Source organism: Streptomyces sulphureus DSM 40104, from assembly GCF_000381025.1.
In the GTDB taxonomy this organism is placed as follows: Bacteria; Actinomycetota; Actinomycetes; order Streptomycetales; family Streptomycetaceae; genus Streptomyces; species Streptomyces sulphureus.
In genome coordinates this window covers 65,901-91,368 of record NZ_KB905825.1, presented here as the reverse complement: position 1 = coordinate 91,368, position 25,468 = coordinate 65,901, and the positions used below count along the sequence as shown (strand labels likewise).

Sequence of the window (25,468 nt, the reverse complement as noted above, 5' to 3'; positions counted from 1 at the left end):
GCGAGCGCCCCCGGTGTCGCCGAGCTCACTCTCCGAGCCTGGTCAGAACGGGTGGTGTCCGAGCGCCGCGGACCGTGGTGAGAGAGACGACGGCGTGCTCGGGCTGGAGCTCGTTGGCGAGCTCGGAGGCGGACCAGCGCTCGCGCTGCTCGGTGCGGACCGTCACCGACTCGGCGCTGACGTAGCGGCCCGTCACCAGCTTCCTGAGCGAGTGCATGAGGCGCGTGAACGGTTCGTCGGAGACGAGTTGGCGGTTGGTTACCGTACGTGTCTGCACCCACTCCTTGCCCCACGCCGCGGCGAACCGCTCCGCGTCCCAGGGGCTCACGCCGGCGCAGGCGATGCGGCATCCGACGGCGCCCAGGAGCGGGCCGCGCAGGTGCTCGGGGACGTCGTCGAGCGAGCGGAGGGTGAGGACGGCGCCCGCGTGGGCCGAGCGGAGGCGTTGAAGGGCGCGGAGGGACTGCGGGGTGACCGTCTGCGCGGCGTCGTCGAGGACGAGGCAGGCGAAGAGGGATTCGTCGGTCCGCGCCGCCACCGCCTCGGTGAACTGTGCGAGGACGAGCCGCGCGAGGAGCCTCGACGCCTCGGCGTGACCCCGCTCGGGGAGGTCGATGCGGACGCGGACGGGGTGTTCCAGGGCGCGCAGCGTGAAGGGACGGCGCTCGGGTGCGTCGGCAGGCGGCCTCGCGCCCTCGGGGTGGAAGAAGCCGGCGAAGGCGGGGCGGTCGAGGAGCGCGACACGGTCTGCGAGGAAAGAGGCGGTGTCGCCCGAGCGGCCCGACTGCCGCTCGTAGGCGTCGAGTTCGCGGAGGAGGGTCTGCTTGTCGGCCTCGGTGAGCGCGGCCCTCAGTGCGTCGAGCGCCGCGCGGGAGCCGTCGAGGAGTTCGCGGAGCTCGGCGACGGTCGGATAGCGCCCGTGGACGGCGGCGAACGGGCCGAGGAGCTGCGCGAGGCAGGTGGCAGCGCGCCGGCTGTCGCCGCCGTGCGTCTGCGCCGCGAGGTCTCCGACGAGCGCTTCGGCGAGGACGGCGGCGGCCTCGTCGGGGTCGGAGCTGCCGCCGTAGAGGTCGAGGTCGTAGCGGGACTCGGGGCTGCCGAGGCGTACGACGACGTCGAACGCCTCGTCGGGGGCGAGGCGTTCGCCCGCCGCGCCCACCGCGACGACGGCCGACTGCATCGCCAGCGCCTGGAGGCAGAGCGACTCGGTGATCGGGCGCGCGACGCGGTGGGTCTTCCCCGATCCGGGCGGCCCGACGACGAGCGCCGAGGTGCCGAGCACCGTCGGTTCGAGTGCCATGCCGGCGCCGCGGTACTCGTGGGGGTTGCGCTCGGTGTCGGGGGCAGTGCCGATGCGCACCTGTCGGAGCGAGAGGTCGTGGCGGGCGACGCGGGCCGCGAGGTCGCGGGCGCCCGAGGGGTGCGGGCAGGCGCCGGGGCCGAGCTTGAGCACGCTGTCGTGGAAGGCGCCCATCCGTTCCGGGCGGACCCTCACCGAGTGCCAGGCGCGGGTGATCCGGGCGTGGTCGACGTCGCTCATGGCGTCGGCCTCGATCGCCTCGGCGAGCCGCTCGGCCGCCTGCGGGGCACCGCCCGCGCGGAGTTCGGGCCAGCGCGCCGGGTCGACCTCGGGCGGGGGGACGGGCGGGACCTCGGGAAGCGGCGGACGGTTGCGCGGAGATGTCCGGGTGAGCCGCGCCCGGACGCGCCGGAACAGCTCGGCCCACTTGCCCAACTTCCCGAAGACGACGACGAGTCCGCCGAGGACGAGCGCAAAGTAGAGGTAGGAGGCGAGCTCGTACGCCACCTTGCCGTCGTCTCCCGTGCGCCAGGAATCCGGCGTGAGGGCGAGGAGCGGCCACAGCCAGAAGCTGCCCAGGTAGCCGTTGTACAGCAGCGACCACAGCAGCCAGCCGACGAGGAAGGTGACGACGGCGCCGCTGACGAGCTGGCGCGCCGGGATGCGCTCGGGGTCGTCGGCCTCCCTCGGCTGGTGGTTGCGGCGCCAGATGCCGGGCTCGGCCTCGGGTCGCGGCGCCCGCAACCAGTCGGCGAGCGGCGGCCTTTGGGCCGGGGCGCCGGCAGGCATCGGGGGCGCCGCCGGCGGGTACGGCTCGACGCCCGGCGGCGAGCCGGGCTGCGGCGGGATCGACTTGTCGAGCGGAGGCCCGGCCGGACGCCGCTCGGCCTCCGTCCCGTCGCTCCGCCGGGGAGACGCCCCCATCTCCATCTCCACTGCCTCCGACCGTTGCTGGGGTCTCCCCCTCGTGCGTACCCCACCAATCTAGTGGGCGCGCACGTCAGTTGGGCCGCCTGTGGACAACCTATATCCGCTGCGGCCAACACGCCGCCGAGACTTCACCGGGCCGGTGCATGTCTCGCCCGGGCCCACGGCCCTAGCCTGCGGGGAGGCCGACCGATCCCTTTCTCCTGAGGAGAGCGCAATGAGCACGATGACCGAACTGTCCGGAGGTCCGGAACTTCCGCAGGAGCGCAGGCTCGTCACCGCCGTTCCCGGGCCGCTCTCCCGGGAGTTGACGGCACGCAAGCAGGCGACCGTCGCAGACGGCGTCGGCTCCGTGATGCCCGTCTTCGCCCGCCGCGCCGGCGGCGGCGTGCTGGAGGACGTCGACGGCAACTCCTTCATCGACTTCGGCTCCGGCATCGCCGTGACGACGGTGGGCAACAGCGCCGAGGCCGTCGTCCGCCGCGCGAGCCAGCAACTCGCCGACTTCACGCACACCTGCGCGATGGTGACCCCCTACGAGCCGTACGTCGAGGTCTGCGAGGAGCTCGCACGGCTCACCCCCGGCGACCACGCGAAGAAGAGCGCACTCTTCAACTCCGGTGCCGAGGCGGTGGAGAACGCCGTCAAGATCGCCCGACTCCACACGGGCCGGCAGGCGGTCGTCGTCCTCGACCACGCCTACCACGGCCGCACCAACCTCACCATGGCGCTCACCTCGAAGAACATGCCGTACAAGCAGGGCTTCGGCCCCTTCGCCCCCGAGGTCTACCGCGTCCCCGTCGCCTACCCCTACCGGTGGCTCACCGGCCCCGAGAACTGCGCCGAGGAGGCGGCAGCGCAGGCCATCGACCAGATCACCAAGCAGATCGGCCCGGAGAACGTCGCCGCCGTGCTCGTCGAACCGGTCCTCGGCGAGGGGGGGTTCATCGAACCGGCGAAGGGCTTCCTCCCGCGGCTCGCCGAGTTCGCAGCGGAGCACGGCATCGTCTTCGTCGCCGACGAGATCCAGAGCGGCTTCTGCCGCACCGGCCAGTGGTTCGCCTGCGAGGACGAGGGGCTCGTCCCCGACCTCATCACCACGGCGAAGGGCATCGCCGGCGGCCTGCCCCTCTCCGCCGTCACCGGCCGCGCCGAGATCATGGACTCCGCGCACTCGGGCGGACTCGGCGGCACCTACGGCGGCAACCCGGTCGCCTGCGCCGCCGCGCTCGGCTCCATCGAGACGATGCGCGAGCAGGACCTCCCCGCGAAGGCCCGCAGGATCGAGGAGGTCATGAAGCCCCGGCTGGAGAAGCTCGCCGAGCAGTACGACGTCGTCGGCGACGTACGCGGCAGGGGCGCGATGCTCGCCATCGAGCTGGTCAAGCCGGGCGGCAAGGAGCCGAACCCGGAGGCGACGGCGAAGCTCGCCACCACCTGCCACCAGAACGGCCTGCTCCTCCTCACCACGGGCACCTACGGCAACGTGGCCCGTTTCCTCCCGCCGCTGGTGATCGGCGAGGACCTGCTCGTCGAGGGGATCGGCGTCCTGGAGGACGCGCTCGCCACCCTGTGAGGGCGAGCGGACGGTCCCCGGCACTGCCGGGGACCGTTCTGCCTGCGGCGACCGCCACGTGAAGAACGTGTGCGAGGCCCATGGCCGGTGAGTAAGCGGCCTACCGGGGCGCGGCCTCCTGACGTACGGTTTCTGCCAACGCAGGGCCCCGGTCGCGGTAATCACAGGGGCCCGTCGAGTCGGCAACCGCTTCTCCAGCCGGCCCGGCTGTGCCCTCGCGCACACCGCTCATCGATCGGAAGACCGCTTGTCCTACACCCCCCTGGGCCCGCGGAAGACCGGTCGAGGCCGCTCCGGGAGACTCCCCCACAGCCCGGAGCGGCCTTTCGTCTCTCTGCGAGGAGTCGTGGCACCGGCCGCCGCCCTGCTGCTCCTCGCCGTCGCCTGCTGGCAGGTCCTCGCCGACGGCCCGCTCCTCGGCCCCGACCGCGATCTCGCCACCGAGCTCCGCGCCGCCGACACCGGGGCGCGCGACCTCTACCAACTCCTCGCAGACCTGGGCAACATGACGGTCGCCCTTCCCGTCTTCGCGGTGGCGGCCGGCTGGGTGCTGGTGCGCGCGCGGAGCTGCTGGTGGCCGGTGTGCTGCACCGTGTTGGCGCTGGCGTGCGTGCCGGCGGTGGTGAGCGGACTCAAGGCGTGGGCCGGCCGCGACGGGCCGCTCGGCGGCGAGGGCTACTTTCCCTCGGGGCACGCCGCGACCGCCGCCGTCGCCTTCGGCTGCGCGGCGCTGCTCCTCGCGGCGCACGCCGGTCCCGGCGGAGCGCGGGCGGCACGGCCCGCCGCACGGAGCCTGTGGGCGGCAGCCGCCGCTCTCACCGTCGCCAACGGACTCGGGCTCGTCGTGCGTGGATACCACTGGCCGCTCGACGTCGTCGCTAGCTGGTGCCTTGCCGTCGTCCTGACGGCTGCGGCGAGCGCAGCCGCCCGTCGTGGACCTCCACGACCCGGTCGACGGCGGCGAGTTGCTCCCGATCATGGGTGACGAGCAGCGTCGCGACCGCCCGCCGGTGGGTGAGGCCGGTGAGCAGCTCGACGACGGTGGCCCCGCGCCCCCGGTCGAGGGCGCTCGTGGGCTCGTCGACGAGGAGCAGGTCCGGGTCGTTCATCAGGGCGCGCGCGATGTTGACGCGCTGCCGCTGCCCGCCGGAGAGCTGGTGCGGGCGACGGTGCGCCTCGCCCTCAAGACCCACGGCGGCGAGGAGCTCCTCCGCGCGCCCCTTCGCGGACCTCGGGCTCCGCCCCTCCAGGTCGGCCATGACCTGGAGTTGCTCGCGGGCAGTGAGCGAGGCGAGCAGGTGCGGCTGCTGGAAGACGATGCCGACCCGGGAGCGCCGCAGCCGGGTCAGCGCGGCGGCACCGCGTCCCGCGGTCTCCTCGCCGGCGACCTCCACGCTTCCGGAGTCCGGCGTGACCAGCGTCGCGGCGACCGCGAGGAGACTCGACTTCCCCGAGCCGGAAGGACCGACGACTGCGGTGACGCTCCCCGCCTCGGCCCGGAGGCTCACGCGGTCGAGCGCGGTGAGCCGGCCCCGCCCGTCGGGGTAGGTGAGCGTGACGTCGGTCATCCGCAGGGGAGTCGGGGTGGTTGCGGCGTTCATCGTGCGCTCCCGAGTGCGATCAGCGGGTCTACTGAGGTGATGCGACGGACGGCGAGCACGGCGCCGAGCGCCCCGAGGACGACGAGGACACCGGACGGCGCCAGCAAGGACCCGGCCGTCAGCACGAACGGCACCGTCCCCGCCACGGCGGCGCCCACGGCCGCCGCGATCCCCGTACCGACGGCCGTTCCGGCGACGAGCAGCACGAGCGCCTGCCCCAACGCGTCCTTGAGGAGGTACCGGGTGGAGGCGCCGAGCGCCTTGAGCACGGCGACGTCGGGCCTGCGCTGGATCGTCCAGACGGTGAAGAACGCGCCGACGACCAGCGCCGAGATGGCGAAGAGGAAGCCCCGCATGAGCTGGAGCGACCCGTTCTCCGAGGTGTAGGCGCCGATGGCGGAGAGCGAGTCGTCGCGCTCGACGGTGTCCGTGCCGATCCGCTCGTCGGCTGCCGCGGTGTCCGCACCGTCGGTCGTGAGCGCGACGACGGTGGCGTGCGGTCCTTCACCGGCCCCCTGCGCGAGGCCCTGCCAGTCGTCGAGGGTCGTCCACACGACGGGGGTGTGGCTGAACCAGTCGTCCCCCGTGACGGCGGTGACGGTGAACTCGGCGCCGCCGAGCGTCACGCGCTCCCCTGTCCCGGCGCCGAGCTCCTCGGCCGCCGCTTCGGAGAGCACGACCTCCGAAGCGGCGAGCGCGCTCCCCTCGGGCAGGATGCCGGCGCCCGGCTCGGTGCCGAAGGCCGAGACCGAGGCGGTGCCACCGTCGGCGCGCGCCTTGGCCGCCGCGATGCCGAGCGGCTCGGCCGCCTCCACACCCGGCGCCCGCGCCCACTGCCGCCACTGCTCCGCGCTCACCGTCGAGTCGGTGTACGAGCGGTCCTCGTCGGTGGCGCCGAAGGCGATGCGGTCGGCGCGCAACCCCGTGACGGCTGAGGTGTTCTGGTGCGCGAGCCCGGAGGTGAGTCCCGACAGCAGGCCGACGAGTGCGGCGATGAGCACGGTGACGGTCCCCATGAGGGCGAACCGCCCCTTGGCGAACCTCAGGTCCCTGAGCGCGACGAACATGGGGGCGGCCTCTCGTGCTGACGGTCGGTGGCGCATACGCCGGTCCTCGGCGACGTGCCCCCACGCTGGGCCGCACCGCGACCCCGCGGCATCGCGCCGAGGATCGCTCCTCGGCGGCCGAAGGGCGGTGCACCGGGTCAACCTTTCGATCGATGCCGCCGCACCTCGCGCCGCCTATCCTGTGGACACCGTGAACCCCCTCTCCCCCACGCCCGTGCCCGGCTTCCTCAAGTGGTGCCTGCACCTGCTCGTCGCCGGTCTGCTGACGGTCGCCGCCGGCCGCGCCGTGACGGGGGACGCAGCGCACCCGGCCGCGACCGTCGCGGCCGCCGCTCTCGTCGCCGCGGTGTACGCGCTCGGCCCCGTACTGCCCGCCGTCGGGCGGTCGCTGCCGGCGACTTCCGGGTGGCTCGGCGGCGTCGGCGCCGCCTGGCTCGCGCTCACGGCGCTGACGGCGGACGGCGTGTGGGTGGCGTTCCCGCTCTACTTCCTCCTCCTCCACCTGCTGCCGCGGCGCCCCGCGCTCGGCGCCGTCCTCGCGACGGCGCTCGCTGCCGCCGCCGGGTACGCCTGGCACCACGGCGGTCCGTCGCTCGCCTCGTTCCTCGGTCCGCTCATCGGTGCCGCCGTCGCCGCCGCGACGGTCCTCGGGTACCAGGCGCTCTACCGCGAGAGCGAGCAGCGCCGGCGGCTTATCCAGGAACTCACCGAGGCGCATGCCGAGTTGGAGGAGGCCGGGCGGACGGCGGGCGCGACGGCCGAGCGCGAGCGCCTCGCGCGCGAGATCCACGACACCCTCGCGCAGGGCCTCACCAGCATCCAACTGCTGCTGAGCGCCGCCGAACGCGCACTGCCGGAGGGCGCAGGGGGCGCGCCCGCCGGCCGGTACGTCGCCCAGGCCCGCAAAGCGGCCGTCGACAACCTCGCCGAAGCGCGCCGCTTCGTCCACGCGCTCACACCGCCCGACCTCGCGGGCGAGGACGCCTCGCTCCGGGTCGCGCTGGAGCGGCTCTGCGACACCACGTCCCTCCGCCACGGACTCCCCGTCCGCTTCCACGTCTCCGGGACACCGCGGACGCTGCCCGTCCCCCACGAGGTGGCGCTGCTGCGGATCGCGCAGTCGTCGCTGGCGAACACGGTGGCGCACGCCGGAGCATCAGCCGCCGAAGTCACCCTCAGCTACATGCCGGACCGCGTCGCCCTGGACGTCGTCGACGACGGGCACGGCTTCGCCCCGGGAGCGCTGCCGCCGCCCGAACCGGGACACCGCGGCTTCGGGCTCGCCGCGATGCGCGCCCGCGCGCGGGCGCTCGGAGGCACGCTGACCGTCGAGTCCTCGCAGGGGCGCGGGACCGCCGTCGCCGCCCAACTCCCCGTGTGCGCGGGCACGTCGGAGGCTGCGGCAGCCTGGTACGGCGACGAAGGGAACACGCCGTGAACGCGACCGTGCGACTCCTCCTCGCGGACGACCACCCCGTCGTCCGCGCCGGACTGCGCGCCGTGCTGGAGGGCGAGCCGGACTTCACCGTCGCGGGCGAGGCGGAGACCGCGGAACGTGCCGTGGAGCTCGCCGCGGCGGGCGGCGTCGACGTCGTGCTGATGGACCTCCAGTTCGGCTCCGGCATGACGGGCGCGGAGGCGACGGAGCGGATCACCGCGCTGCCCGCTTCGCCGCGCGTCCTCGTCGTCACCACGTACGGATCGGACGCGGACACGCTCCCCGCCATCGAGGCGGGCGCCACCGGCTACCTGCTCAAGGACGCGCCGCCCGAGGAACTCGCCGCGGCGGTACGGTCGGCGGCCGCGGGCCGCTCCGCGCTCGCCCCTGCCGTCGCCGACCGCCTTCTCGATCGCATGCGCGCGCCGGGCGCCTCGCTCAGCAGCCGCGAGACAGAGGTGCTCGGACTCGTCGCCGACGGCCTCACCAATCTGGAGATCAGCCGCCGCCTCCACCTCAGCCAGGCCACCGTGAAGTCCCATCTGGTGCACATCTACGCCAAGTTGGAGGTCGAGTCGCGGACGGCGGCCGTCGCCGTCGCCTCCCGGGACGGGCTGCTGAGGCGCCGCGGCGGGAGCTGACGCTCACCCCGCCTCGACCGTCCGGTGAACGGCCCACCGCAGCCGCATCGGGTCGGCGAGGGTGCCGAGGCCGTCGGGCAGGACGAGCCAGCGCACACCGCCCGTCGACCTGCCCGGGTAGGGCACGACGACCCAACTCCCCTGCCCTGCGCGGCGAACGGGCCCGTGTCGCGGTCCGGCCGCACCCGGCGGCACGAAGAACCCGACGCGCGCCTCACCGAAGTCGGCGAGGACCGGGCCCGTGGGCACGGGCGCCTCCCTGAGCCGTTCGAGCACACCACGCCCGAGCCCCGCCCCGACGATGAGCACGTCCCACCGGCTTCCCGCAGGCAGCAGCGTCACGCCGAGCGGGTTCCGCTCCCACTCCTCGCGGCACCGCACAGGGTCCGGCGCCGCAGTCGCCAGCCACCGCACAGCGGCCGCCTCTTCGCCCCCGTCTTCCATGGTCACTCCCAGGCGTCGACCTCCCCCGTCGGGAGGTGTCACCGGAGAGAGCGCGAAGTCCCCTTTTTCTTACACGTGTTGGGCCGACGGGAACGCCGACGCACCCCTCACTCGCTGAGGAGGACCGCGGCAGCACGGCCTTCGTAGGTGGGAGCCGAGTCGGACCCCTCGAGGTCGTCCTGCCAGACCGTGAAGGCGAGCACCAGGGCGAGCACGATCAGTGCGGAGAGCACGAGCGCGATGATGTTGAGCACGAAACCGGCCGTCGCCTGCGACTGTCCCCCGAGTTCGCCCCGCGCGATGCCGCGCTTCGCCTTCACCGCGAGCACCAGTCCGATGACGGACGTGATGAGCGCGATCGCGGCGCCCCAGCACGACGCAAGCAGCACGCAGCCGAGGATGCCGAGCACCATCGCCGCCACCGCCTGCCCCGTCGGCGGGGGCGGCCTGAACTGGCCGTGTCCGTAGGCGTACTGGCCCATCGCGGGCCCCTGAGGATACTGCGGTCCCTGCCCGTACGCGCCGGCGTACGGCGAGGAACCCGGCGCCTCCGGGGCCCTGGGTATCGGTGGCGGGCCCTTGCCCGCGCCCGGGGCCGACCAGGGTCCCGGCTGTTGGGGGCCGGGTGCTCCCGGCTGGTGCGACATGGTCTGTTGCCCTCCTGAACTCTCGTCTCCCCATGCTAGGCAGGGCCGCCGACACCGATCGGCGGCGGCTTCCGCCGCGGTCCTACGATGTTCCCGGGGCCGCCCGTGCCCCCGCAGTCCGAAGGCCGTGCGCCGGCCGTACACCCCTGGAGGCTTCTTGCCCGCCGACCCGCGTCCGCCCTCGCCGTCCGCGGAGACCGCGGCCTTCGTCGCCGGGCTTCCCAAGGCCGAACTCCACGTCCACCACGTCGGTTCCGCCTCCCCGCGCATCGTCGCGCAGCTCGCCGCACGGCACCCCGAATCACAGGTTCCCGAGGACCCGGCGGCGCTCGCCGAGTACTTCACCTTCACCGACTTCGGGCACTTCGTCCGCGTCTACCTCTCAGTGGTCGAACTCCTCACCGACGCCGAGGACTTCCGCCTGCTCACGTACGAGATCGCCCGCGACATGGCCCGGCAGCAGATCAGGTACGCCGAACTGACCGTGACGCCGGCGAGTTCGACCTCCCGCGGCATTCCGCTGGGAGCCTTTCTGGAGGCGATCGAGGACGCGCGGAAGGCAGCGGAGGCGGAGTTCGGCGTCGTGCTGCGCTGGATCTTCGACATCCCGGGCCCCGCGGGCGAGGAGGCCGCAGAGGAGACGCTGCGCGCCGCAGTGGAGCACGCGCCCGACGGACTCGTCGGCTTCGGCCTCGGCGGTCCCGAGGCGGGCGTCCCGCGGGCACGGTTCAAGTCGTACTTCGACCGGGCGCGTGCCGCCGGGCTGCGCAGCGTCCCGCACGCGGGCGAGACGGGCGGCCCCGAGGAGGTGCGCGCCGCGGTCGACGAGCTCGGCGCGGAGCGCGTCGGCCACGGCATCGCCGCCGCGCGCGACCCCCTCCTCCTCGCCGAACTCGTCGACCACGGGGTGACGTTGGAGGTCTGCCCGACCTCCAACGTCGCGACGCGCGCGGTCCCCTCGCTCGCCACGCACCCGCTCCCGCGGCTCGCAGCGGCCGGCGTCCCGATCGCGCTCGGCAGCGACGACCCCCCGATGTTCGGCACCGACCTCAACACCGAGTACGGCATCGCAGCCGCGCTCTGCGGCCTCGACGTACCCGGGGTCGCGGCGCTCGCCGAGCAGTCCGTGCGGGCCTCGTTCCTCGACGAGCCCGGCAAACGGCGCCTGCTGGAGGAGATCCGCGCACACCTCGACGCCTGGCACCCTGCACCGTGACCCTCGCAGCCGTGGCACACCGCGGCGCCCCCTGCACGGCACGCGAGAACACCCTCGCCGCCTTCGCCGCGGCCGTCCTCGCCGGCGCCGACGCGGTGGAGTTGGACGTCCGGTGCACCGCGGACGGCGTGCCCGTCGTGGTGCACGACGCGACGCTGGAGCGGCTCTGGGGGTACGCGGCCGAGGTCGCCGCCGTCTCCGCCGACGAGGTGCGCAGACGCACCGGCGGGGGCGTACCGCGCCTCGGCGAGGCGCTCGACACCACGCGCTCCGTACGCACCCTCATCGATCTCGCCGATCCGGCCGCCGCGGCACGCGCAGTCGCCGAGGTCCGCGCGGCCGGCGCCGAGGACCGCGTCTACTACTGCGGCGCACCCGATGCGCTGCGTGCCGTGCGGGAGGCCGCTCCGGACGCCGAACTCGCGCTCACCTGGCAGCGGACGGCGCCCGTACGCGACGCCCTCGTCGAGCGGCTGCGTCCGCGGTGGCTCAACTACCGCTTCGGGCTGGTGACTCCTCGCGTGATCGAGCGGGCGCACGGCGCGGGCCTGCTCGTCTCCGCGTGGACCGTCGACCGCTCGCGCACGATGCGACGCCTCGCCTCGATGGGCGTCGACGCGCTCACCACCAACCGCGTCGAGGCGCTCGTACGGCTGCTGCACGGCTGAGGGCCGGCCTCCCTGCGGCGGCTGCGGGTACTGCCGCCGGAGGGCGGGTCCTTGCTGCCCGGGATGCTGGACGGCAGGACCCCGCCGGCCCTCGCGGCGACCGACGAGGCCGCCGGCTCGGACCTGGCGATGCTCGGGGGACGGCTGCCGGCCCGTGCACGGGTTCCGGGGCTGCTGGCCCTGGACGGGGAGCTGCCCCGCGTTCTCTCCGCTCTCGGCGCCGCAGAAGGTGCACTGCGCGAGGTACGTCGCCGGCGCTGTCGGAGAGAGGGAGAGGAAGAAGAGCGTGAACTTGGCCACCTGCTTGCGCACCGCGTGCGCGGACGGGTTGCCGCAGTGCGCGCAGCGGAGGTTGACCATGGCGAGCCGCACGAGCTTGCTCGACGAGCCGAAGATGAGCATGCGGGTTGTTCGCGGACACGCAGGGACAGTGACGTACGGCCGTAGACAACCACCGGCCCCGCCACGGCACCGTCGCCGCCGTGTCACGACATCGTGCCGACTGCCTTGCGCATGCGGCCCGTTGCCGCCGCCCGGGAACGGGCGACGGCCGGGCCGGCGGCTCAGAGCGACGTCATGACGTGCTTGACCCGCGTGTAGTCCTCCAGGCCGTACATCGAGAGGTCCTTGCCGTACCCGGACTTCTTGAAGCCGCCGTGCGGCATCTCGGCGACGAGCGGGATGTGCGTGTTGATCCACACGCAGCCGAAGTCGAGCGCCTTCGACATCCGCATCGCCCTGCCGTGGTCCGAGGTCCACACCGACGACGCCAGGCCGTACTCCACGCCGTTCGCCCACTCGACCGCCTGCTCCTCGTCGGAGAAGCGCTGCACGGTGATCACGGGGCCGAAGACCTCGTCCTGCACGATCTCGTCGTCCTGCCGCAGCCCGCCGACGACCGTCGGTGCGAAGAAGAAACCGCGCTCGCCCACGCGCTCGCCGCCCGCCACGACCTTCGCGTGCGCAGGCAGCCGCTCGACGAACCCGGCGACGCGCGCCAACTGCTCCGGGTTGTTGAGCGGACCGTAGAAGCAGTCCTCGTCGGCGAGGTCCCCCGTCTTCACCTCGGAGGCGGCCTTCGCCAGCGCCGCGACGAACTCGTCGTACACGCCGCCCTGCACGAGGACGCGCGTCGCCGCGGTGCAGTCCTGGCCCGCGTTGAAGAAGCCGCCGTCCCTGATGCCCTCGACGGCGGCCGGGATGTCCGCGTCGTCGAAGACGACGCACGGCGCCTTGCCGCCCAACTCCAGGTGCACGCGCTTGAGATCGGCTGCCGCGCTCCCCGCGACCTCCTTGCCCGCCCGCACCGAGCCGGTGATCGACGCCATCGCCGGAACCGGGTGCTCCACCATGGCGCGGCCGGTGTCCCTGTCACCGCAGACCACGTTGAAGACGCCGGCCGGGAGGAACTCGCCCATCAGCGCGGCGAGCCAGACGGCCGAAGCCGGCGTCGTGTCCGAGGGCTTCAGCACCACCGCGTTGCCTGCCGCGAGCGCCGGCGCGAACTTCCACACCGCCATCATCGCGGGATAGTTCCACGGCGCGACCTGCGCGCAGACCCCCACCGGCTCCCGGCGCACGAACGAGGTGAGCCCGTCCATGTACTCGCCGGCGGCCTTCCCTTCGAGCACCCGCGCCGCGCCTGCGAAGAAGCGGATCTGGTCGAGCATCATCGGCAGCTCCTCCTGCCGCGTCAGCTCCACCGGCTTTCCGCAGTTCTCGCATTCGATCGCGAGGAACTCGTCGGCCCTCGCCTCCAGGGCGTCCGCGATACGCAGCAGGGCGAGCTGGCGGGTGCCGGGCGTCGCGTCGCGCCAGCCGGGGAAGGCCCGCCGGGCCGCGTCCATCGCGGCGTCCACGTCCTCCTGACCGGACAGCGGTGCCACCGCGTACGGCTCCCCCTTGGCGGGATCGACGACCAGGGTGGTGCGTCCGTCGGCGGCGTCCCGGTACTCGCCGTCGATGTAGTTCCGCAGCCGCCGCAACTCGGTGGTCATGTGGCGCCCCTCCTGCTCGTCTCGGTCGGTGAGGCGCACCACCCTAGCCACCGGCGTGATGTTTCGACATACCCGAACTCCCGCACAGAACAGGCCGGCCGGGCACCGCGGATGCCGCCGCCCGCGGGCACCGTGCGACCCCGTTCGGTGGAACCACACGCGTCCCGGAGCCGATGGTGCACCGCAGCCGCCCTCCGGTCCCTACCGTGCCAGTGACCGATGCCTCCGCCTCTCGTTCACCCGGGCGAGGGAGGGGGCCGCAGGATCGGCGGACCACCGGCAGAGCAGCAGCACACGTGAGTGGAGGTGCCACCGATGGACACCCCGCAGGAGACGGACGCCCCACCGGAGGACGTGCTCCGGGCCTCCGGAGTGCAGTACGCGTACGACGGCTCCCCCGCGCTCCAGGGGGTCTCGCTGAACGTCGCCAGGGGGGAGATCGTCGTCGTCACGGGGCCGCGCGGCAGCGGGAAGACCACGCTGCTCGGCTGCCTCGCCGGCCAGTTGGTACCCACGGCGGGCGAGACCTGGTTCGACGGCGTCGCCGTGCACCTCCTTCCCGCCGCGTCGCGCGAGCGGCTGCGCAGCGACCACTTCGGCTGGATCGGCAGCACCCCGCAGCTCGTCCCGGAACTCACCGCGTGGGAGAACGCGGCCCTCCCCCTGCTCCTCCGCGGCACCGGCCACCGCACCGCCAGGACCAGGGCCCTCGAGTGGCTGGAGCGGCTCGACGTCGGCGGCTGCGCCCACCGGCGGCCGCCCGAACTGCTCCAGGTGCAGCGTCAGCGGGTCGCCATCGTCCGCGCCCTGATCCACACCCCCGCGGTGCTCTTCGCCGACGAGCCGACGGCGCCGCTCCACGACACCGACCGCGCCCAGGTGCTCCGCACCCTCACGGCAGCCGCGCGCTCCGAGCAACTGACGATGGTCCTCGCCACTCACGACGTCTCGGTGGCCACCGCCGCCGACGCGACCGGCGCCACCCTCGCCGACCGCGGCATCACCCTCGCGGACGGCCGCACGCCCGGCGAGGAGGAGCAGGCAGAACCCGAGTGGGAGGGCAGCGAAGCGTGCTCGCTCTTCGCCTAGTCCGCGGCGCCTCCCCCGCGGCGATCCTCCGCAGGCTGCTGCTCGCCTGTGCCACGGCAGGCGTCGGCTTCCTGCTCCTCGCCGAGTTGAGCCACGCGCTCGCGCACCCGAGCAGACGCGGAGAGGCCGCGATCGGGCTGCTCTGGTGCCTCCTGCCGCTCGCCGCCACCGTCCAGCTCGCCGCCGCGGTCGCCCGCACCGAACAGGGCGGGCGCACACGCTCGGGGCTCGCCGCCGCGGGCATCGGGGCCGCCAGGCTGCCCGCGCTCACCGCCTCCTCGACCGCCGTCTCCTGTCTCCTCGGCAGCGCCCTCGCACTCCTCCTCCACCTCCATCTGCGCGGCGGCCTCAGCTCGCTCCCCTACGGCGGCTCCGCCGCCGAACTCCTCGCCGCCGACCGCCCGTTCCCCTCCGCGGCAGCGCTGACGCTTCTGTGCCTGCCGCCCGCCGCGGCCGCGGCAGGGGCCGCCTTCGCGACGCGTCCGCGGCCGTTCGCGCGCCCCGACTCCGGGCCGGCCTTCGGCGCCGGCTCCCTCCCGCGCGGCGCCGCGGGCGCGGAAACCGTCCCGTATCTCGCCGGGCTGCTGTGGGGGGTCGCGGCGCTCGCCGCCGGGCTGTCGGTCGAGGTGTACGCGGGGCGGAGCGCCACCGGTGCGCGGGCGGTGCTCGTCGGCGTCGTCGGGGGGTGGGTGCTGATCGTGCTGGGGCTGGCCGTCGTGGCGCCGGGGCTCGCCCAGCTCTGCGGGCGGCTCCTCGCGTCGTGGCGTCCCGGCGCGCTGCGGCTGCTCGCCGGGCGGGCCCTGCAGGGCGAGGCGCGCAGCGTCGGGCAGCCGCTCGGGCTCGTCTGCGGCGTCGTCGCCGGTGCCGTCGCGGCGGCCGAGGTGCACGGTTCGTTGCCCGCCGCGCTGGGGCGGACCTCGGGTCCGTTGACGGCGCTCGGTGCCGGGCTCGTCGTCTACTGCATCGTCGCCAGCGCCCTCACCGCGCTCGTCGAAGCACGCTCCGGACGGGCGCCCGCCAACGCCGCACTCTTCCGCCTGGGCGTGCCCCGGCGCACGCTCCGACGCGCCTTCGCCGTACGGGCGTTGCTCTTCCTCGGCCTGCTGGCCGCGCTCGCCTGGGGGGTCGGCGTCCTCGCGGCCTTCCCCTTCCGCTGAGCGGTGCTCACGCCCCGCCGAGCAGTACCAGTTCGTCCGGGTCGAGGGTCGCGCCGACGACGTCGCCCTCCTCGGGCGCCTCACCCAGCGGGCACGACGCTTCGAGCGGCGGCCCGCCGCCGGCCGGGCGCAGCAGCAGTGTCACCGTCGAGCCGCTCCCTCCGCGGAACGTCCGCGCCTCCACCGTGCACCGCAGCCCGGTCCCGGCGGGGCCGAGGCGCACCCCCGTGGGGCGGACGAGCAACCGGACCTCACCGTCGGGCCAGTCGGCAGGGGCGGGCGCCTTCCCCCACGGAGTGGCGACGCCGTCGCCGTGCACGGTCGCGGTGACGACGTTTTCGAAGCCGAGGAAGCGCGCGACGAACTCCGACGCGGGCTGCCTCCACACCTCGAGCGGCGTCCCCTGCTGAGCGATACGGCCCTCCTCCATCACGACCACCCGGTCCGCGAGCGCGAACGCCTCCGACTGGTCGTGCGTGACCGCGAGGGCGGTGGTGCCCAACTCGGTGAAGATCCGCCGGAGTTCGCGCGTCAGCCGCTCGCGCAGACCGCGGTCGAGCTGGCCGAGCGGCTCGTCGAGCATGAGCAGCCGCGGCTGCGGAGCGAGCGCCCTGGCGAGCGCGACGCGCTGCTGCTCGCCCCCCGAGAGCGAGGCGACGGCCCGGTGCTCGGCGCCCGGCAGGCCGACGACGCCCAGCAGTTCGGCCACCCTCCGCGCGCGGCGCTCGGCGGGGACGCCGTGCATACGCAACCCGAAGGCCACGTTTCCGCCGACATCCCGCTGCGGGAAGAGCTGCTGGTCCTGGAACATCAAGCCGACGCCCCTGCGGTGCACGGGCACGCGCGCTTGGTCCTGCCCGGCCAGCCGGACGGCGCCGGACTCGGGGTCCTGGAGCCCGGCGACGACGCGCAGCAGCGTCGACTTTCCACTGCCGCTCGGCCCCAGGACGCAGACGATCTCCCGTTCGGCGACGGCGAGTTGCACCTCCTCCAGCGCCGTGCGCGTGCCGAAGCGGACCGTCACCCCGTCGAGCTCGAGCATCAGAACTCCCCTGCACTGTGCGTGCGTACGCGCTCGAGCACCAGCAGAGTGGCTCCGCAGACCACCATGAGGAGGGTGCTGAGCGCCATCGCCTGACCGTAGTTGGCCTCGCCCGCGCGCCCGAGGAACCGGGCGACCGCGACCGGCAGCGTCGGTGCGTCCGGACGCGCGAGGAAGACCGTGGCACCGAACTCGCCGAGGGAGACCGCGAAGGCGAACCCGGCCGCGACCGCCGCGGAGCGGCCCACCATGGGGAGGTCCACCTCCCGCCAGACCCGCAGCGGCGACGCCCCCAGGACGGCGGCGGACTCCCGTAGGCGCACGTCGACCGCGCGCAGCACGGGCAGGAGCGTGCGGACGACGAAGGGCACCCCGACGAGCGCCTGCGCGAGCGGCACGAGCAGCCAGCTCTCCCGCAGGTCGAGCGGCGGTTCGTCGAGCGCGACGAGGAACCCGAACCCGACGGTGACGGCGGAGGTCCCCAGCGGAAGCATGAGCAGCGCGTCGAACCCGCGCACCAGCCGGCCCGGGCCGCCTGCCCCCCTGCGCACCGTGAGTGCCGTGGCCGCGAGGCTGCCGACGACCAGCGCCAGCGCCGTCGCAGCGGCGGCGTACGCAAGGGAGTTGCCGACGGCGGCGATCGGGGGCACGGGGAACGTGGTGTTCCCCGTGTCGGTGAAGAGCTGCCGGTAGAAGGTGAGGCCGTAGCCGTCCGGACCGTTGAACGACCGCTCGACGAGGACCGCGAGGGGGGCGACCACCAGTACGCCCACCACCCCGAGCACCGCCCAGAGCAGCGCCCACTGCCCGCGGCCCCGCGGAGGGTGCGCCGTCTGCTCGGCCGGCACCAGGCTCAGCGTCGACTCGCGCTTCCGTACCGTCCGCGCGTGCCAGGCGAGGAGGAGGACGACGACGAGGAGTTGGAGGAGGGTGAGGACAGCGGCCGTGGGGAGCTGGAAGAGGTCGGCGGTCTGCCGGTAGATCTCTACTTCGAGCGTCGCGTACCGCGGCCCCCCGAGGATCTGCACGATGCCGAAGGAGGTGAACGTGAAGAGGAAGACGATCAGCGAGGCGGCCCCGATCGACGGTGCGAGCGCAGGCAGCACCACACGCCGCCAGGCCGCGGCCCGGCCGGCGCCGAGTACCCTGGCGGCCTCCTCCTGCCGCGGGTCGAGTTGCGCCCACAGGCCGCCCACCGTGCGGACGACCACCGCGAAATTGAAGAAGACGTGGGCGACGAGGATCGCCCAGACACTCGTGTCGAGCCGCACCCCGAAGAGGCCGTCGAGCACACCGCCACGGCCGAGCAGCGCGAGGAAGGCCGAGCCGGCGACGACGGTCGGCAGCACGAACGGAATCACCAGCACCGCGCGCAACAGCCGCTTCCCGGGGAACTCCAGCCGCGCGAAGACGTACGCCGCGGGCACGCCGAGCGCCAGCGTCAGCGCGGTCGAGGCCGCTGCCTGCCAGAGCGTGAACCACAGCACCCGTCCGATCGCCGGGTCTGCGAGCACCTCGCCCAGCACCGAGAACGCCCAGGCGCCTTCGGGCCGCAGCCCGCGGCCGACGATCGCCGCCACCGGGTAGGCGAAGAAGAGCCCGAAGAAGACGAAGGGGACGGCCATCAGACCGAGCCGCACGAGGTTCCCCGACGCGAACCGGCCTTTGGCCCGGACTACTTCACGACGAGTGACGTCCATGCCTTGACCCACTGCTCGTGGTTGTCGGCGATCCGCTCGGGCGCCATCGTCGCCGGGTCCTTCGCCTGCTCCCCGTACCGGGTGAAGAGCTCGGGCAACCGCGCGTCCTCGCGTACGGGGTTGACGAACATCTGGAGCGGCATGTCCTCCTGGAACTCCTTGCCGAGAAGGAAGTCCAGCAGCTTCCGCCCGCCTTCGGCGTTCCCGGCGCCGTCGAGCAGCCCTGCGAACTCGACCTGCTGGAAGCAGGTCTCGCGGGCCACGCCCGTCGGCGCCTGCTTCGGCTTCGGGTCGGCGTCGACCACCTCGACCGGCGGGCTCGACGCGTACGAGACGACGAGCGGCCTGTCGCCCTCGCCTTTGCCGCCGCGCGAGCCGGAGAAGCGGTCGTTGTAGGCCTGCTCCCAACCGTCCACGACCTCGACGCCGTTGGCGCGGAGCTTCTTCCAGTAGCTGTTCCAGCCGTCCTCGCCGTACTCGTCGACGGTGGCGAGGAGGAAGCCGAGGCCCGGCGAGGAGGTGGCGGCGTTCTCGGTGACGAGCAGGTCCCGGTAGGCGGGCTTCGTCAGGTCGTCGAGGGTGCGCGGGGGTTCGAGGTCCTTTTCGGCGAAGTACTTCCGGTCGTAGTTGACGCAGATCTCGCCCGAGTCGACAGGGGTCACCCGGTTCCTGTCGTCGGCTCGGTAGCGCTCGGGGACCTTGTCCAGGCCCTTCGCCCGGTACGGGGTGAAGATCTTCTGGTCCAGAGCCCGGGAGAGGAGAGCGGTGTCGACGCCGAAGAGGACATCCCCCTGCGGGTTGCCCTTGTTGAGCGCCGCCTGGTTGACCATGGCTCCCGCGTCACCGCCGCTGACCACCTCGACCTTGTAACCGGTCCGCTCGGTGAACTTCTTCAGGACGCTCTTGGAGACGTTGAACGAATCATGGGTGACGAGCCGCACGGTCTTCCCGTCGTCCCCGGAACCGGCGCCGCAGGCCGCGAGGAGTGCGAGGGCGAGAGCAGTGGAGGCCGCGGCTGCGCGCCGCACATACCTGTGCATCTGATGTCTTCGACTTCCTACCCGGCATAACCCGGGCGAGGTTCGAGGGTCTGCGGACGCGTGCACGTCCGCACTCTCAGCGCCTGGGGCGCTCCCCTGTCGGATGGAGTGTGTACGTTCGAACCCTAACACCGAGTCCGAACGCCTCACTCAGCGTTGGCTCGCCGCCAACTGCCCGCAGGCGCCGTCGATCTCCTGGCCCCTGGTGTCCCGGACGGTCACGGGCACCCCGTGGGTCTCCAGCGCGCGCACGAACTCCGCCTCGTCCTCGGGACGCGAGGCCGTCCACTTGGAACCGGGCGTCGGGTTGAGCGGGATCAGGTTGACGTGCGCCCGCCTGCCCTTGAGGAGCCGCCCGAGCAGATCGGCGCGCCACCCCTGGTCGTTGATGTCGCGGATCAGCGCGTACTCGATCGAGACGCGCCGCCCCGACACGTCGGCGTACCGCCAGGCCGCGTCGAGCACCTCGCGGACCGTCCAGCGGGTGTTGACGGGGACGAGGGTGTTGCGCAGCTCGTCGTCGGGGGCGTGGAGCGAGACGGCGAGACGGCAGCTCAACCCCTCGTCGGCGAAACGGTGCATCGCCGGCACGAGGCCGACCGTCGAGACGGTGATGCCGCGCTGGGAGATCCCGAGCCCCTCGGGCGCCGGGTCGGTGAGCCGGCGGATCGCGCCGAGCACCCGCTTGTAGTTGGCGAGCGGCTCGCCCATCCCCATGAAGACGATGTTGGAGAGCCGCGCCGGGCCGCCCGCGACCTCCCCGTCGCGCAGCGCCCTGGCGCCGTCGACGATCTGGTGGACGATCTCGGCCGTCGACAGGTTGCGATCGAGGCCGGCCTGACCCGTCGCGCAGAACGGGCAGTTCATGCCGCAACCGGCCTGCGAGCTCACGCACATGGTGACGCGGTCCGGGTAGCGCATCAGGACCGACTCGACGAGGGTGCCGTCGTGCAGGCGCCAGAGCGTCTTGCGCGTCGCGTCGTCGTCGCAACTGATGTGGCGTACCACGCTCATCAGCTCCGGCAGCAGCGCCTCGGAGAGCCTTCCGCGCGCGGCAGCCGGGATGTCCGTCCACTCCTCGGGCCGGTGCGCCAGCCGCCCGAAGTAGTGCTGCGAGAGCTGTTTGGCACGGAACGGCTTCTCACCGATCTCGGCAACCGCCTCGCGACGCTCCTGTGGCGTCAGATCGGCAAGGTGTCGCGGCGGCTTCTTGGCGCCGCGCGGCGCGACGAAGGTGAGTTCTCCGGGTGAAGGCATAACCGTTCCAGTGTGGCAGACGGCGAAGGGTGCCTCCGGCCGGCGTCGTGCGGGGCCGGAGCCGGGAGCACGGCGCAGATCCTCCAACAGCCGTCGGTGCAGCCCGTCTTCGTCCTTGGAGCCGTATCGAGCGGTTGACAGCGCCTGGCTAATCTAATTAGCTTTTGGCTAACGCCATTAACCAAAAGGGGAAGCCATGACCGAGTACCTCGCCGTCGACGGCAGCACCCTCGCTTACGAGGTGACCGGCTCAGGACCGCTCGTCGTCCTCGCCCACGGCATGGGCGACAGCCGCGACGCCTACCGCGCTGTGATCCCGTCGCTGGTGGCGGCGGGGTACCGGGTCGCCGCCCTCGACATGCGGGGCAGCGGTGAGTCCGGCGTCGACTGGCCTGCCTGGAGCCGCACCGCCCTCGCGGGCGACCTCCTCGCCGTCATCCGTCACCTGGGCGGCCCGGCCCTGCTCGTCGGTCACTCGATCTCCGGCGGCGCCGCCACCATCGCAGCGGCGCAGGAACCCGCGCTGGTCACCGCAGTTGTCGAGCTGGCGCCCTTCACCCGCAAGCAGTCGATCGGCTTCGGCGACCTCCGAGTGAAGCGCGTACGGCAGGGCATGATGCGGCTGCTCGGTGCGGGCGTGCTCGGCAGCGTGCGGCTCTGGCGCTCGTACCTCGACGTGGCCTACCCCGACACGAAGCCCGCCGACTGGGACGAGCGGCTCGACCGCATCGACTCCCTGATGCGCGAGCCCGGCCGGAAGAAAGCGTTTCGCGGCATGGCCCGCAGCGCACCGGCCGACGCCGGCGAGCAGCTCGGCAACGTCGAGTGCCCGGTCCTGGTGATCATGGGCACGCTCGACCCCGATTGGGCCGACCCGCAGGCCGAAGGCTCGGCGATCATCGCGTCCCTGCCGTCCGGCCTCGGTCGGCTCGAGATGATCGAGGGCGCCGGGCACTACCCCCACGACCAGTTCCCCGACGAGGTGGCTTCACTCCTGCTCGCCTTCTTCGGATCGGAGGCAGTTCGTGCCTAGGGCCGGCCTGGACCGAGCGACGGTGGTCGCAACCGGTGCCGCCCTCGCCGACGAGGTGGGGCTCGCCAACCTGACGATGGGGTCGCTCGCGGAACGGGTGGGCGTGCGTACCCCTTCCCTCTACAAACACGTCGGCGGCCAGGACGATCTCAACCGGCGTATCGCGACGCTGGCGCTGAGCGAGCTCGCCGACGCCATCGGCACCGCTGTGCAGGGGTACGCGGGCCGGGACGCCCTGGCTGCTGCGGCGCGCGCCTTTCGTACCTTCGTTTTGGAACACCCCGGACGGTACGCCGCGACGCTCGGCGTGGAACCGTCAGGGCCGAACGATCCGATGGCCCTGGGGAGTCGGCGGCTGCTCGACACGTTCACGGCGGTCCTGCGCGGCTACCACCTGGACGTATCCGACGTCGACCACGCGCTGCGCATGCTCCGCAGCCTCTGCCACGGCTTCGCCACCTTGCAGGGGGCCAACGGCTTCCAGTGGAGCGCCGACATCGACGAGAGCTTCGAGTGGCTGATCGCCTTCGCCGATCGGGGCCTGCGCACCCTTTGACTCGGTACGGGCGAGCGGGCGCCCGTCGGGAAGTCCGTGCCGGCGGCAGCGGACCGTACCGGCGTGCTCGACTTCCCTCGCGCAGACGGAAGTCGGCGGCAGTGCCGGCGGGGCCGCCGGCCGCCGGGTGCCGCCGGTGCGCAACGGCCCGTCCGCCCGGGCTCGACGAGGCGCAAGAAAGTCCCCTCCGCCCACAGGGGAGTTCTCGCGCACGGCGCGAGCTCAGCTCGTGCCGACGAACGCCGCGAAGAGGAGCCAGACGACGGGAGCCGTCGGGAGGAGCGAGTCGAGTCGGTCCATGATGCCCCCGTGGCCCGGGAGGAGGCTGCCCATGTCCTTGATGCCGAGGTCCCGCTTGATCATGGACTCGCCCAGGTCGCCGAGGGTCGCCGTCACCGCGACCGCAAGGCCCAACAGCAGCCCCTGCCACCATGTACCGCCGTCGATGAGGAACTGGAGGCAGAGCGCTCCCGCCGCCATGGCGAACGCGATGGCGCCTACGAGCCCCTCACGTGTCTTGCCGGGGCTGATCCTGGGGGCGAGCTTGTGCTTGCCGAACCACCAACCCACCGCGTACGCACCGGTGTCGGCGACCACCGTGAGCAGCAGGAAGACGAGCACCCGCCAGGCACCGTCCTCCGGCACCAGCATCAGGGCCACGAACGAGGCGAGGAAGGGGACGTAGAACGCGGCGAAGACGCCGGCCGTGACGTCCCGCAGGTACTCGGTGGGCGAGTCCGTCATCCGCCAGCCGAGGACCGCGAGGGCAGTGAGCCCCATCGCCACCCAGGATGCCTCGGCGCCCCACACGTACCCGACGACGACCATCGCGGCCCCGCCCACGGCGAGCGGGACCAACGGCGCCCGGATGTCCTTGCGTTCCTTCAGCCGAGAGGTCAACTCCCAGAGGCCGACGACCACGGCGACGACGATCACGCCGACGAAGACCGGCTTGAAGAGCAGGAGTGAGGCGACCACCACCGCACCGAGGGTGACCCCGACCCCTATCGCCGCTCCGAGGTCCCTGCCCGCGCGCTTTTTCGGCGCCGGTGCACTCTCGGACGTCGCGCTCTCCTCCACGGAGCCGGCCCGTCCGCCGGCCGCCGTGCTGCCCGTCGGGGCGGAGGCTCCGGCCGACGGGGCGTCCGCCGGACGCGGGGAGGCGCCCGGCGTATGCGGAGGCGCGTGCGGTGTCGCGGACTCCGGTGCGCCCTCGGACGGCGTCCCGGGAGCGGTGCCGCCGGGCTCCGGACGGTCGTGCCGGGACCCGTCCTCCTCGAGGGAGCCCTGCGGTGACACCGCGGGGGTGGGTCGGGTCTCGGCGAGTTCGTCCCCGCGCACCTCGGGCGCCACAGCGTGCCGAGGCTCGGCCGCACCGCCGCCCACGCCGGGGGCGTACGGCCCCGCGGCTCCGGACGGGCCGGCGTTCGGAGACGGCGCTCCCCAGGATGGTTCGTTCACTGATTGCAGCCTTCGACCTCGGACGTGGAGCTCAGACTTCGAGCAGCTCGGCTTCCTTGTTCTTCAGCAGCTCGTCGATCTGCGCCACATGCTTGGACGTCGTGTCGTCGAGCTCCTTCTCGCCGCGCCTGCCCTCGTCCTCGCCGACCTCGCCGTCCTTGACCGCCTTGTCGAGCGTCTCCTTGGCCTTGCGGCGGATGCTCCGGATCGAGATCTTCGCGTCCTCGCCCTTCGCCTTGGCGACCTTGATGAACTCGCGTCGCCGCTCCTCGGTGAGGTCGGGGAAGACGACGCGGATGAGGTGGCCGTCGTTGGACGGGTTCACGCCGAGGTCGGAGTCCCGGATCGCCTGCTCGATGTTGCGCAGCGCGCTCTTGTCGAACGGGGTGACGACGGCCATACGCGGTTCGGGCACCGAGAAGGACGCGAGCTGGTTGATGGGCGTGAGTGTGCCGTAGTACTCGGCCACGATCTTGTTGAACATCGCCGGGTGCGCACGGCCGGTGCGGATCGCGGCGAAGTCCTCCTTGGCGACCACGACCGCCTTCTCCATCTTCTCCTCGGCCTCGAGGAGGGTCTCTTCGATCACCACGTGCTCCTGGTTCGATGAATGAGCCTGACCGCCGGTCCGGGTCCCCGGGCGCGGCAGTGCCCTGATTCCTGCACGGTGTCCGACCGGCAGGCCGTTGTCCATCCCCGTACCGTGCCGTTCGTACGCCACGGTTTTGCCCGACACCCCGCCGCTGCGCACCACTCTTCGGTACGCATGTGAGGGGGCGTCAGGCCCTGATGCCCTGGTTGCTCACCAGGGTGCCGATCTTCTCACCCTTGACGGCCCGCCCGATGTTGCCTTCCGCCAACAACTCGAAGACCAGAATTGGCAGTTCGTTGTCACGGCAGAGGGTGATCGCCGTCATGTCCGCCACCTTGAGGTCGCGCGTGATCACCTCGGCGTACTCCAGCGAGTCGTACCTCGCCGCGGACGGGTTCTTCGCCGGGTCCGCGTCGTAGACGCCGTCGACGCCGTTCTTGCCCATCAGCATCAGCTCGGCGTTGATCTCCAGCGCGCGCTGCGCCGCGGTGGTGTCCGTCGAGAAGTACGGCATCCCCATGCCGGCCCCGAAGATGACGACCCGCCCCTTCTCCAGGTGGCGGATGGCACGCAGCGGGATGTACGGCTCGGCGACCTGGCCCATGGTGATGGCCGTCTGCACGCGGGAGTCGATGCCCTCCTTCTCCAGGAAGTCCTGGAGGGCCAGGCAGTTCATCACCGTGCCGAGCATGCCCATGTAGTCGGAGCGCGCCCTGTCCATGCCGCGCTGCTGGAGTTCGGCGCCGCGGAAGAAGTTGCCGCCTCCGATCACCACGGCGATCTCGGCCCCGTCCCGGACGACCGAGGCGATCTCCCGGGCCATCTTGTGCACGATGTCGGGGTCGACGCCGAGCCCGCCGCCACCGGCGAACGCCTCCCCGGAGAGCTTCAGCAGGAAGCGCCTTCGGCCCTCGCTGTCGTTGCCGTTGTCCTTGCTCATGGATCTCTCCTCGTGCACATACCGAGGAGGCCACTGCCGAGTGAACCCTCGCGGTTCTCGCTGCGGCAATGGCCTCCTC

Annotated in this window: 23 protein-coding genes; 10 read left to right on the top strand and 13 right to left on the bottom strand. The window is 72.9% G+C overall.

The window, feature by feature from the left end; translation table 11 throughout:
- Window positions 1-25: 25 nt before the first annotated feature.
- Window positions 26-2,230 (bottom strand): type IV secretory system conjugative DNA transfer family protein, encoded by a 2,205-nt coding sequence (locus tag F603_RS0127555; protein ID WP_037957218.1) that lies wholly within the window; start codon window positions 2,228-2,230, stop codon window positions 26-28.
- A gap of 214 nt (window positions 2,231-2,444) precedes the next feature.
- On the opposite strand from F603_RS0127555, the gene gabT reads away from it, so the two are divergent.
- Window positions 2,445-3,803, top strand: coding sequence for a 4-aminobutyrate--2-oxoglutarate transaminase (gene gabT / locus F603_RS0127550; RefSeq protein ID WP_019549159.1), 1,359 nt, complete (start codon window positions 2,445-2,447; stop codon window positions 3,801-3,803).
- Between the two features lie 346 nt (window positions 3,804-4,149).
- Entirely contained in the window at window positions 4,150-4,788 is a 639-nt protein-coding gene (locus F603_RS34405) for a phosphatase PAP2 family protein (protein WP_245600923.1), read from the top strand.
- Here the strand turns inward: F603_RS34405 and F603_RS0127540 are convergent.
- Together F603_RS0127540 and F603_RS0127535 are read right to left on the bottom strand one after the other, a co-directional pair.
- Entirely contained in the window at window positions 4,682-5,404 is a 723-nt protein-coding gene (locus F603_RS0127540; protein WP_019549158.1) for an ABC transporter ATP-binding protein, read from the bottom strand. The two genes, F603_RS34405 and F603_RS0127540, sit on opposite strands and share 107 nt — an antisense overlap.
- On the bottom strand, window positions 5,401-6,471 hold the full coding sequence (locus F603_RS0127535; protein ID WP_019549157.1) for an ABC transporter permease: 1,071 nt from the start codon (window positions 6,469-6,471) through the stop codon (window positions 5,401-5,403). Before F603_RS0127535 ends, F603_RS0127540 begins: the two co-directional genes overlap by 4 nt.
- Window positions 6,472-6,661: 190 nt before the next feature.
- Here F603_RS0127535 and F603_RS33070 point away from each other — a divergent pair, with 190 nt between their 5' ends.
- Together F603_RS33070 and F603_RS0127525 are read left to right on the top strand one after the other, a co-directional pair.
- Window positions 6,662-7,909, top strand: coding sequence for a sensor histidine kinase (locus tag F603_RS33070; RefSeq protein ID WP_051096406.1), 1,248 nt, complete (start codon window positions 6,662-6,664; stop codon window positions 7,907-7,909).
- Window positions 7,906-8,550, top strand: coding sequence for a response regulator (locus F603_RS0127525; RefSeq protein ID WP_019549155.1), 645 nt, complete (start codon window positions 7,906-7,908; stop codon window positions 8,548-8,550). The genes F603_RS33070 and F603_RS0127525 overlap by 4 nt, the downstream gene beginning before the upstream one ends.
- 3 nt (window positions 8,551-8,553) lie before the next feature.
- Here F603_RS0127525 and F603_RS0127520 read toward each other — a convergent pair whose 3' ends face one another.
- Both F603_RS0127520 and F603_RS33065 read right to left on the bottom strand, forming a co-directional pair.
- On the bottom strand, window positions 8,554-8,994 hold the full coding sequence (locus F603_RS0127520) for a hypothetical protein (RefSeq protein WP_019549154.1): 441 nt from the start codon (window positions 8,992-8,994) through the stop codon (window positions 8,554-8,556).
- Between the two features lie 107 nt (window positions 8,995-9,101).
- The gene (locus tag F603_RS33065) at window positions 9,102-9,641 is read right to left on the bottom strand and encodes a DUF4190 domain-containing protein (RefSeq protein ID WP_026328768.1); all 540 of its coding nucleotides are present in this window, start codon (window positions 9,639-9,641) and stop codon (window positions 9,102-9,104) included.
- 127 nt (window positions 9,642-9,768) lie between these two features.
- Between F603_RS33065 and F603_RS0127510 the strand changes: the two genes are divergently transcribed.
- Complete coding sequence (locus F603_RS0127510) at window positions 9,769-10,857, top strand: adenosine deaminase (protein ID WP_425427024.1); 1,089 nt, start codon at window positions 9,769-9,771, stop codon at window positions 10,855-10,857.
- Window positions 10,854-11,525 (top strand): glycerophosphodiester phosphodiesterase, encoded by a 672-nt coding sequence (locus F603_RS0127505; RefSeq protein ID WP_019549151.1) that lies wholly within the window; start codon window positions 10,854-10,856, stop codon window positions 11,523-11,525. Before F603_RS0127510 ends, F603_RS0127505 begins: the two co-directional genes overlap by 4 nt.
- A 563-nt stretch (window positions 11,526-12,088) precedes the next feature.
- Here the strand turns inward: F603_RS0127505 and F603_RS0127500 are convergent.
- Complete coding sequence (locus tag F603_RS0127500) at window positions 12,089-13,522, bottom strand: gamma-aminobutyraldehyde dehydrogenase (protein ID WP_026328767.1); 1,434 nt, start codon at window positions 13,520-13,522, stop codon at window positions 12,089-12,091.
- A gap of 315 nt (window positions 13,523-13,837) precedes the next feature.
- Here F603_RS0127500 and F603_RS0127495 point away from each other — a divergent pair, with 315 nt between their 5' ends.
- Entirely contained in the window at window positions 13,838-14,611 is a 774-nt protein-coding gene (locus tag F603_RS0127495; protein ID WP_019549149.1) for an ABC transporter ATP-binding protein, read from the top strand.
- A complete protein-coding gene (locus F603_RS0127490) occupies window positions 14,593-15,768 on the top strand; it encodes a hypothetical protein (protein ID WP_019549148.1) in 1,176 nt (391 codons plus the stop codon). The genes F603_RS0127495 and F603_RS0127490 overlap by 19 nt, the downstream gene beginning before the upstream one ends.
- A 7-nt stretch (window positions 15,769-15,775) precedes the next feature.
- Here F603_RS0127490 and F603_RS0127485 read toward each other — a convergent pair whose 3' ends face one another.
- From F603_RS0127485 to rlmN, 4 genes are all read right to left on the bottom strand, one after another.
- Entirely contained in the window at window positions 15,776-16,810 is a 1,035-nt protein-coding gene (locus F603_RS0127485) for an ABC transporter ATP-binding protein (RefSeq protein WP_019549147.1), read from the bottom strand.
- Window positions 16,810-18,510: an ABC transporter permease gene (locus tag F603_RS0127480; RefSeq protein ID WP_245600922.1), complete on the bottom strand. Its 1,701-nt coding sequence runs from the start codon at window positions 18,508-18,510 to the stop codon at window positions 16,810-16,812. Before F603_RS0127480 ends, F603_RS0127485 begins: the two co-directional genes overlap by 1 nt.
- Entirely contained in the window at window positions 18,486-19,550 is a 1,065-nt protein-coding gene (locus F603_RS0127475; protein ID WP_019549145.1) for a thiamine ABC transporter substrate-binding protein, read from the bottom strand. Before F603_RS0127475 ends, F603_RS0127480 begins: the two co-directional genes overlap by 25 nt.
- Window positions 19,551-19,700: 150 nt before the next feature.
- Window positions 19,701-20,807, bottom strand: coding sequence for a dual-specificity RNA methyltransferase RlmN (gene rlmN, locus F603_RS0127470; protein WP_019549144.1), 1,107 nt, complete (start codon window positions 20,805-20,807; stop codon window positions 19,701-19,703).
- 196 nt (window positions 20,808-21,003) lie between these two features.
- On the opposite strand from rlmN, the gene F603_RS0127465 reads away from it, so the two are divergent.
- Window positions 21,004-21,840: an alpha/beta fold hydrolase gene (locus F603_RS0127465; RefSeq protein WP_019549143.1), complete on the top strand. Its 837-nt coding sequence runs from the start codon at window positions 21,004-21,006 to the stop codon at window positions 21,838-21,840.
- Window positions 21,841-21,862: 22 nt separating this feature from the next.
- Entirely contained in the window at window positions 21,863-22,396 is a 534-nt protein-coding gene (locus F603_RS0127460) for a TetR/AcrR family transcriptional regulator (protein WP_019549142.1), read from the top strand.
- Between the two features lie 222 nt (window positions 22,397-22,618).
- Here F603_RS0127460 and F603_RS0127455 read toward each other — a convergent pair whose 3' ends face one another.
- The 3 genes from F603_RS0127455 to pyrH all read right to left on the bottom strand — a co-directional run bounded on the left by F603_RS0127455 (window position 22,619) and on the right by pyrH (window position 25,389).
- Window positions 22,619-23,857: a phosphatidate cytidylyltransferase gene (locus F603_RS0127455; protein WP_026328766.1), complete on the bottom strand. Its 1,239-nt coding sequence runs from the start codon at window positions 23,855-23,857 to the stop codon at window positions 22,619-22,621.
- Between the two features lie 31 nt (window positions 23,858-23,888).
- Entirely contained in the window at window positions 23,889-24,446 is a 558-nt protein-coding gene (frr, locus tag F603_RS0127450; protein ID WP_019549140.1) for a ribosome recycling factor, read from the bottom strand.
- Window positions 24,447-24,636: 190 nt separating this feature from the next.
- Complete coding sequence (gene pyrH / locus F603_RS0127445; RefSeq protein WP_019549139.1) at window positions 24,637-25,389, bottom strand: UMP kinase; 753 nt, start codon at window positions 25,387-25,389, stop codon at window positions 24,637-24,639.
- Between the last annotated feature and the right edge of the window lie 79 nt (window positions 25,390-25,468).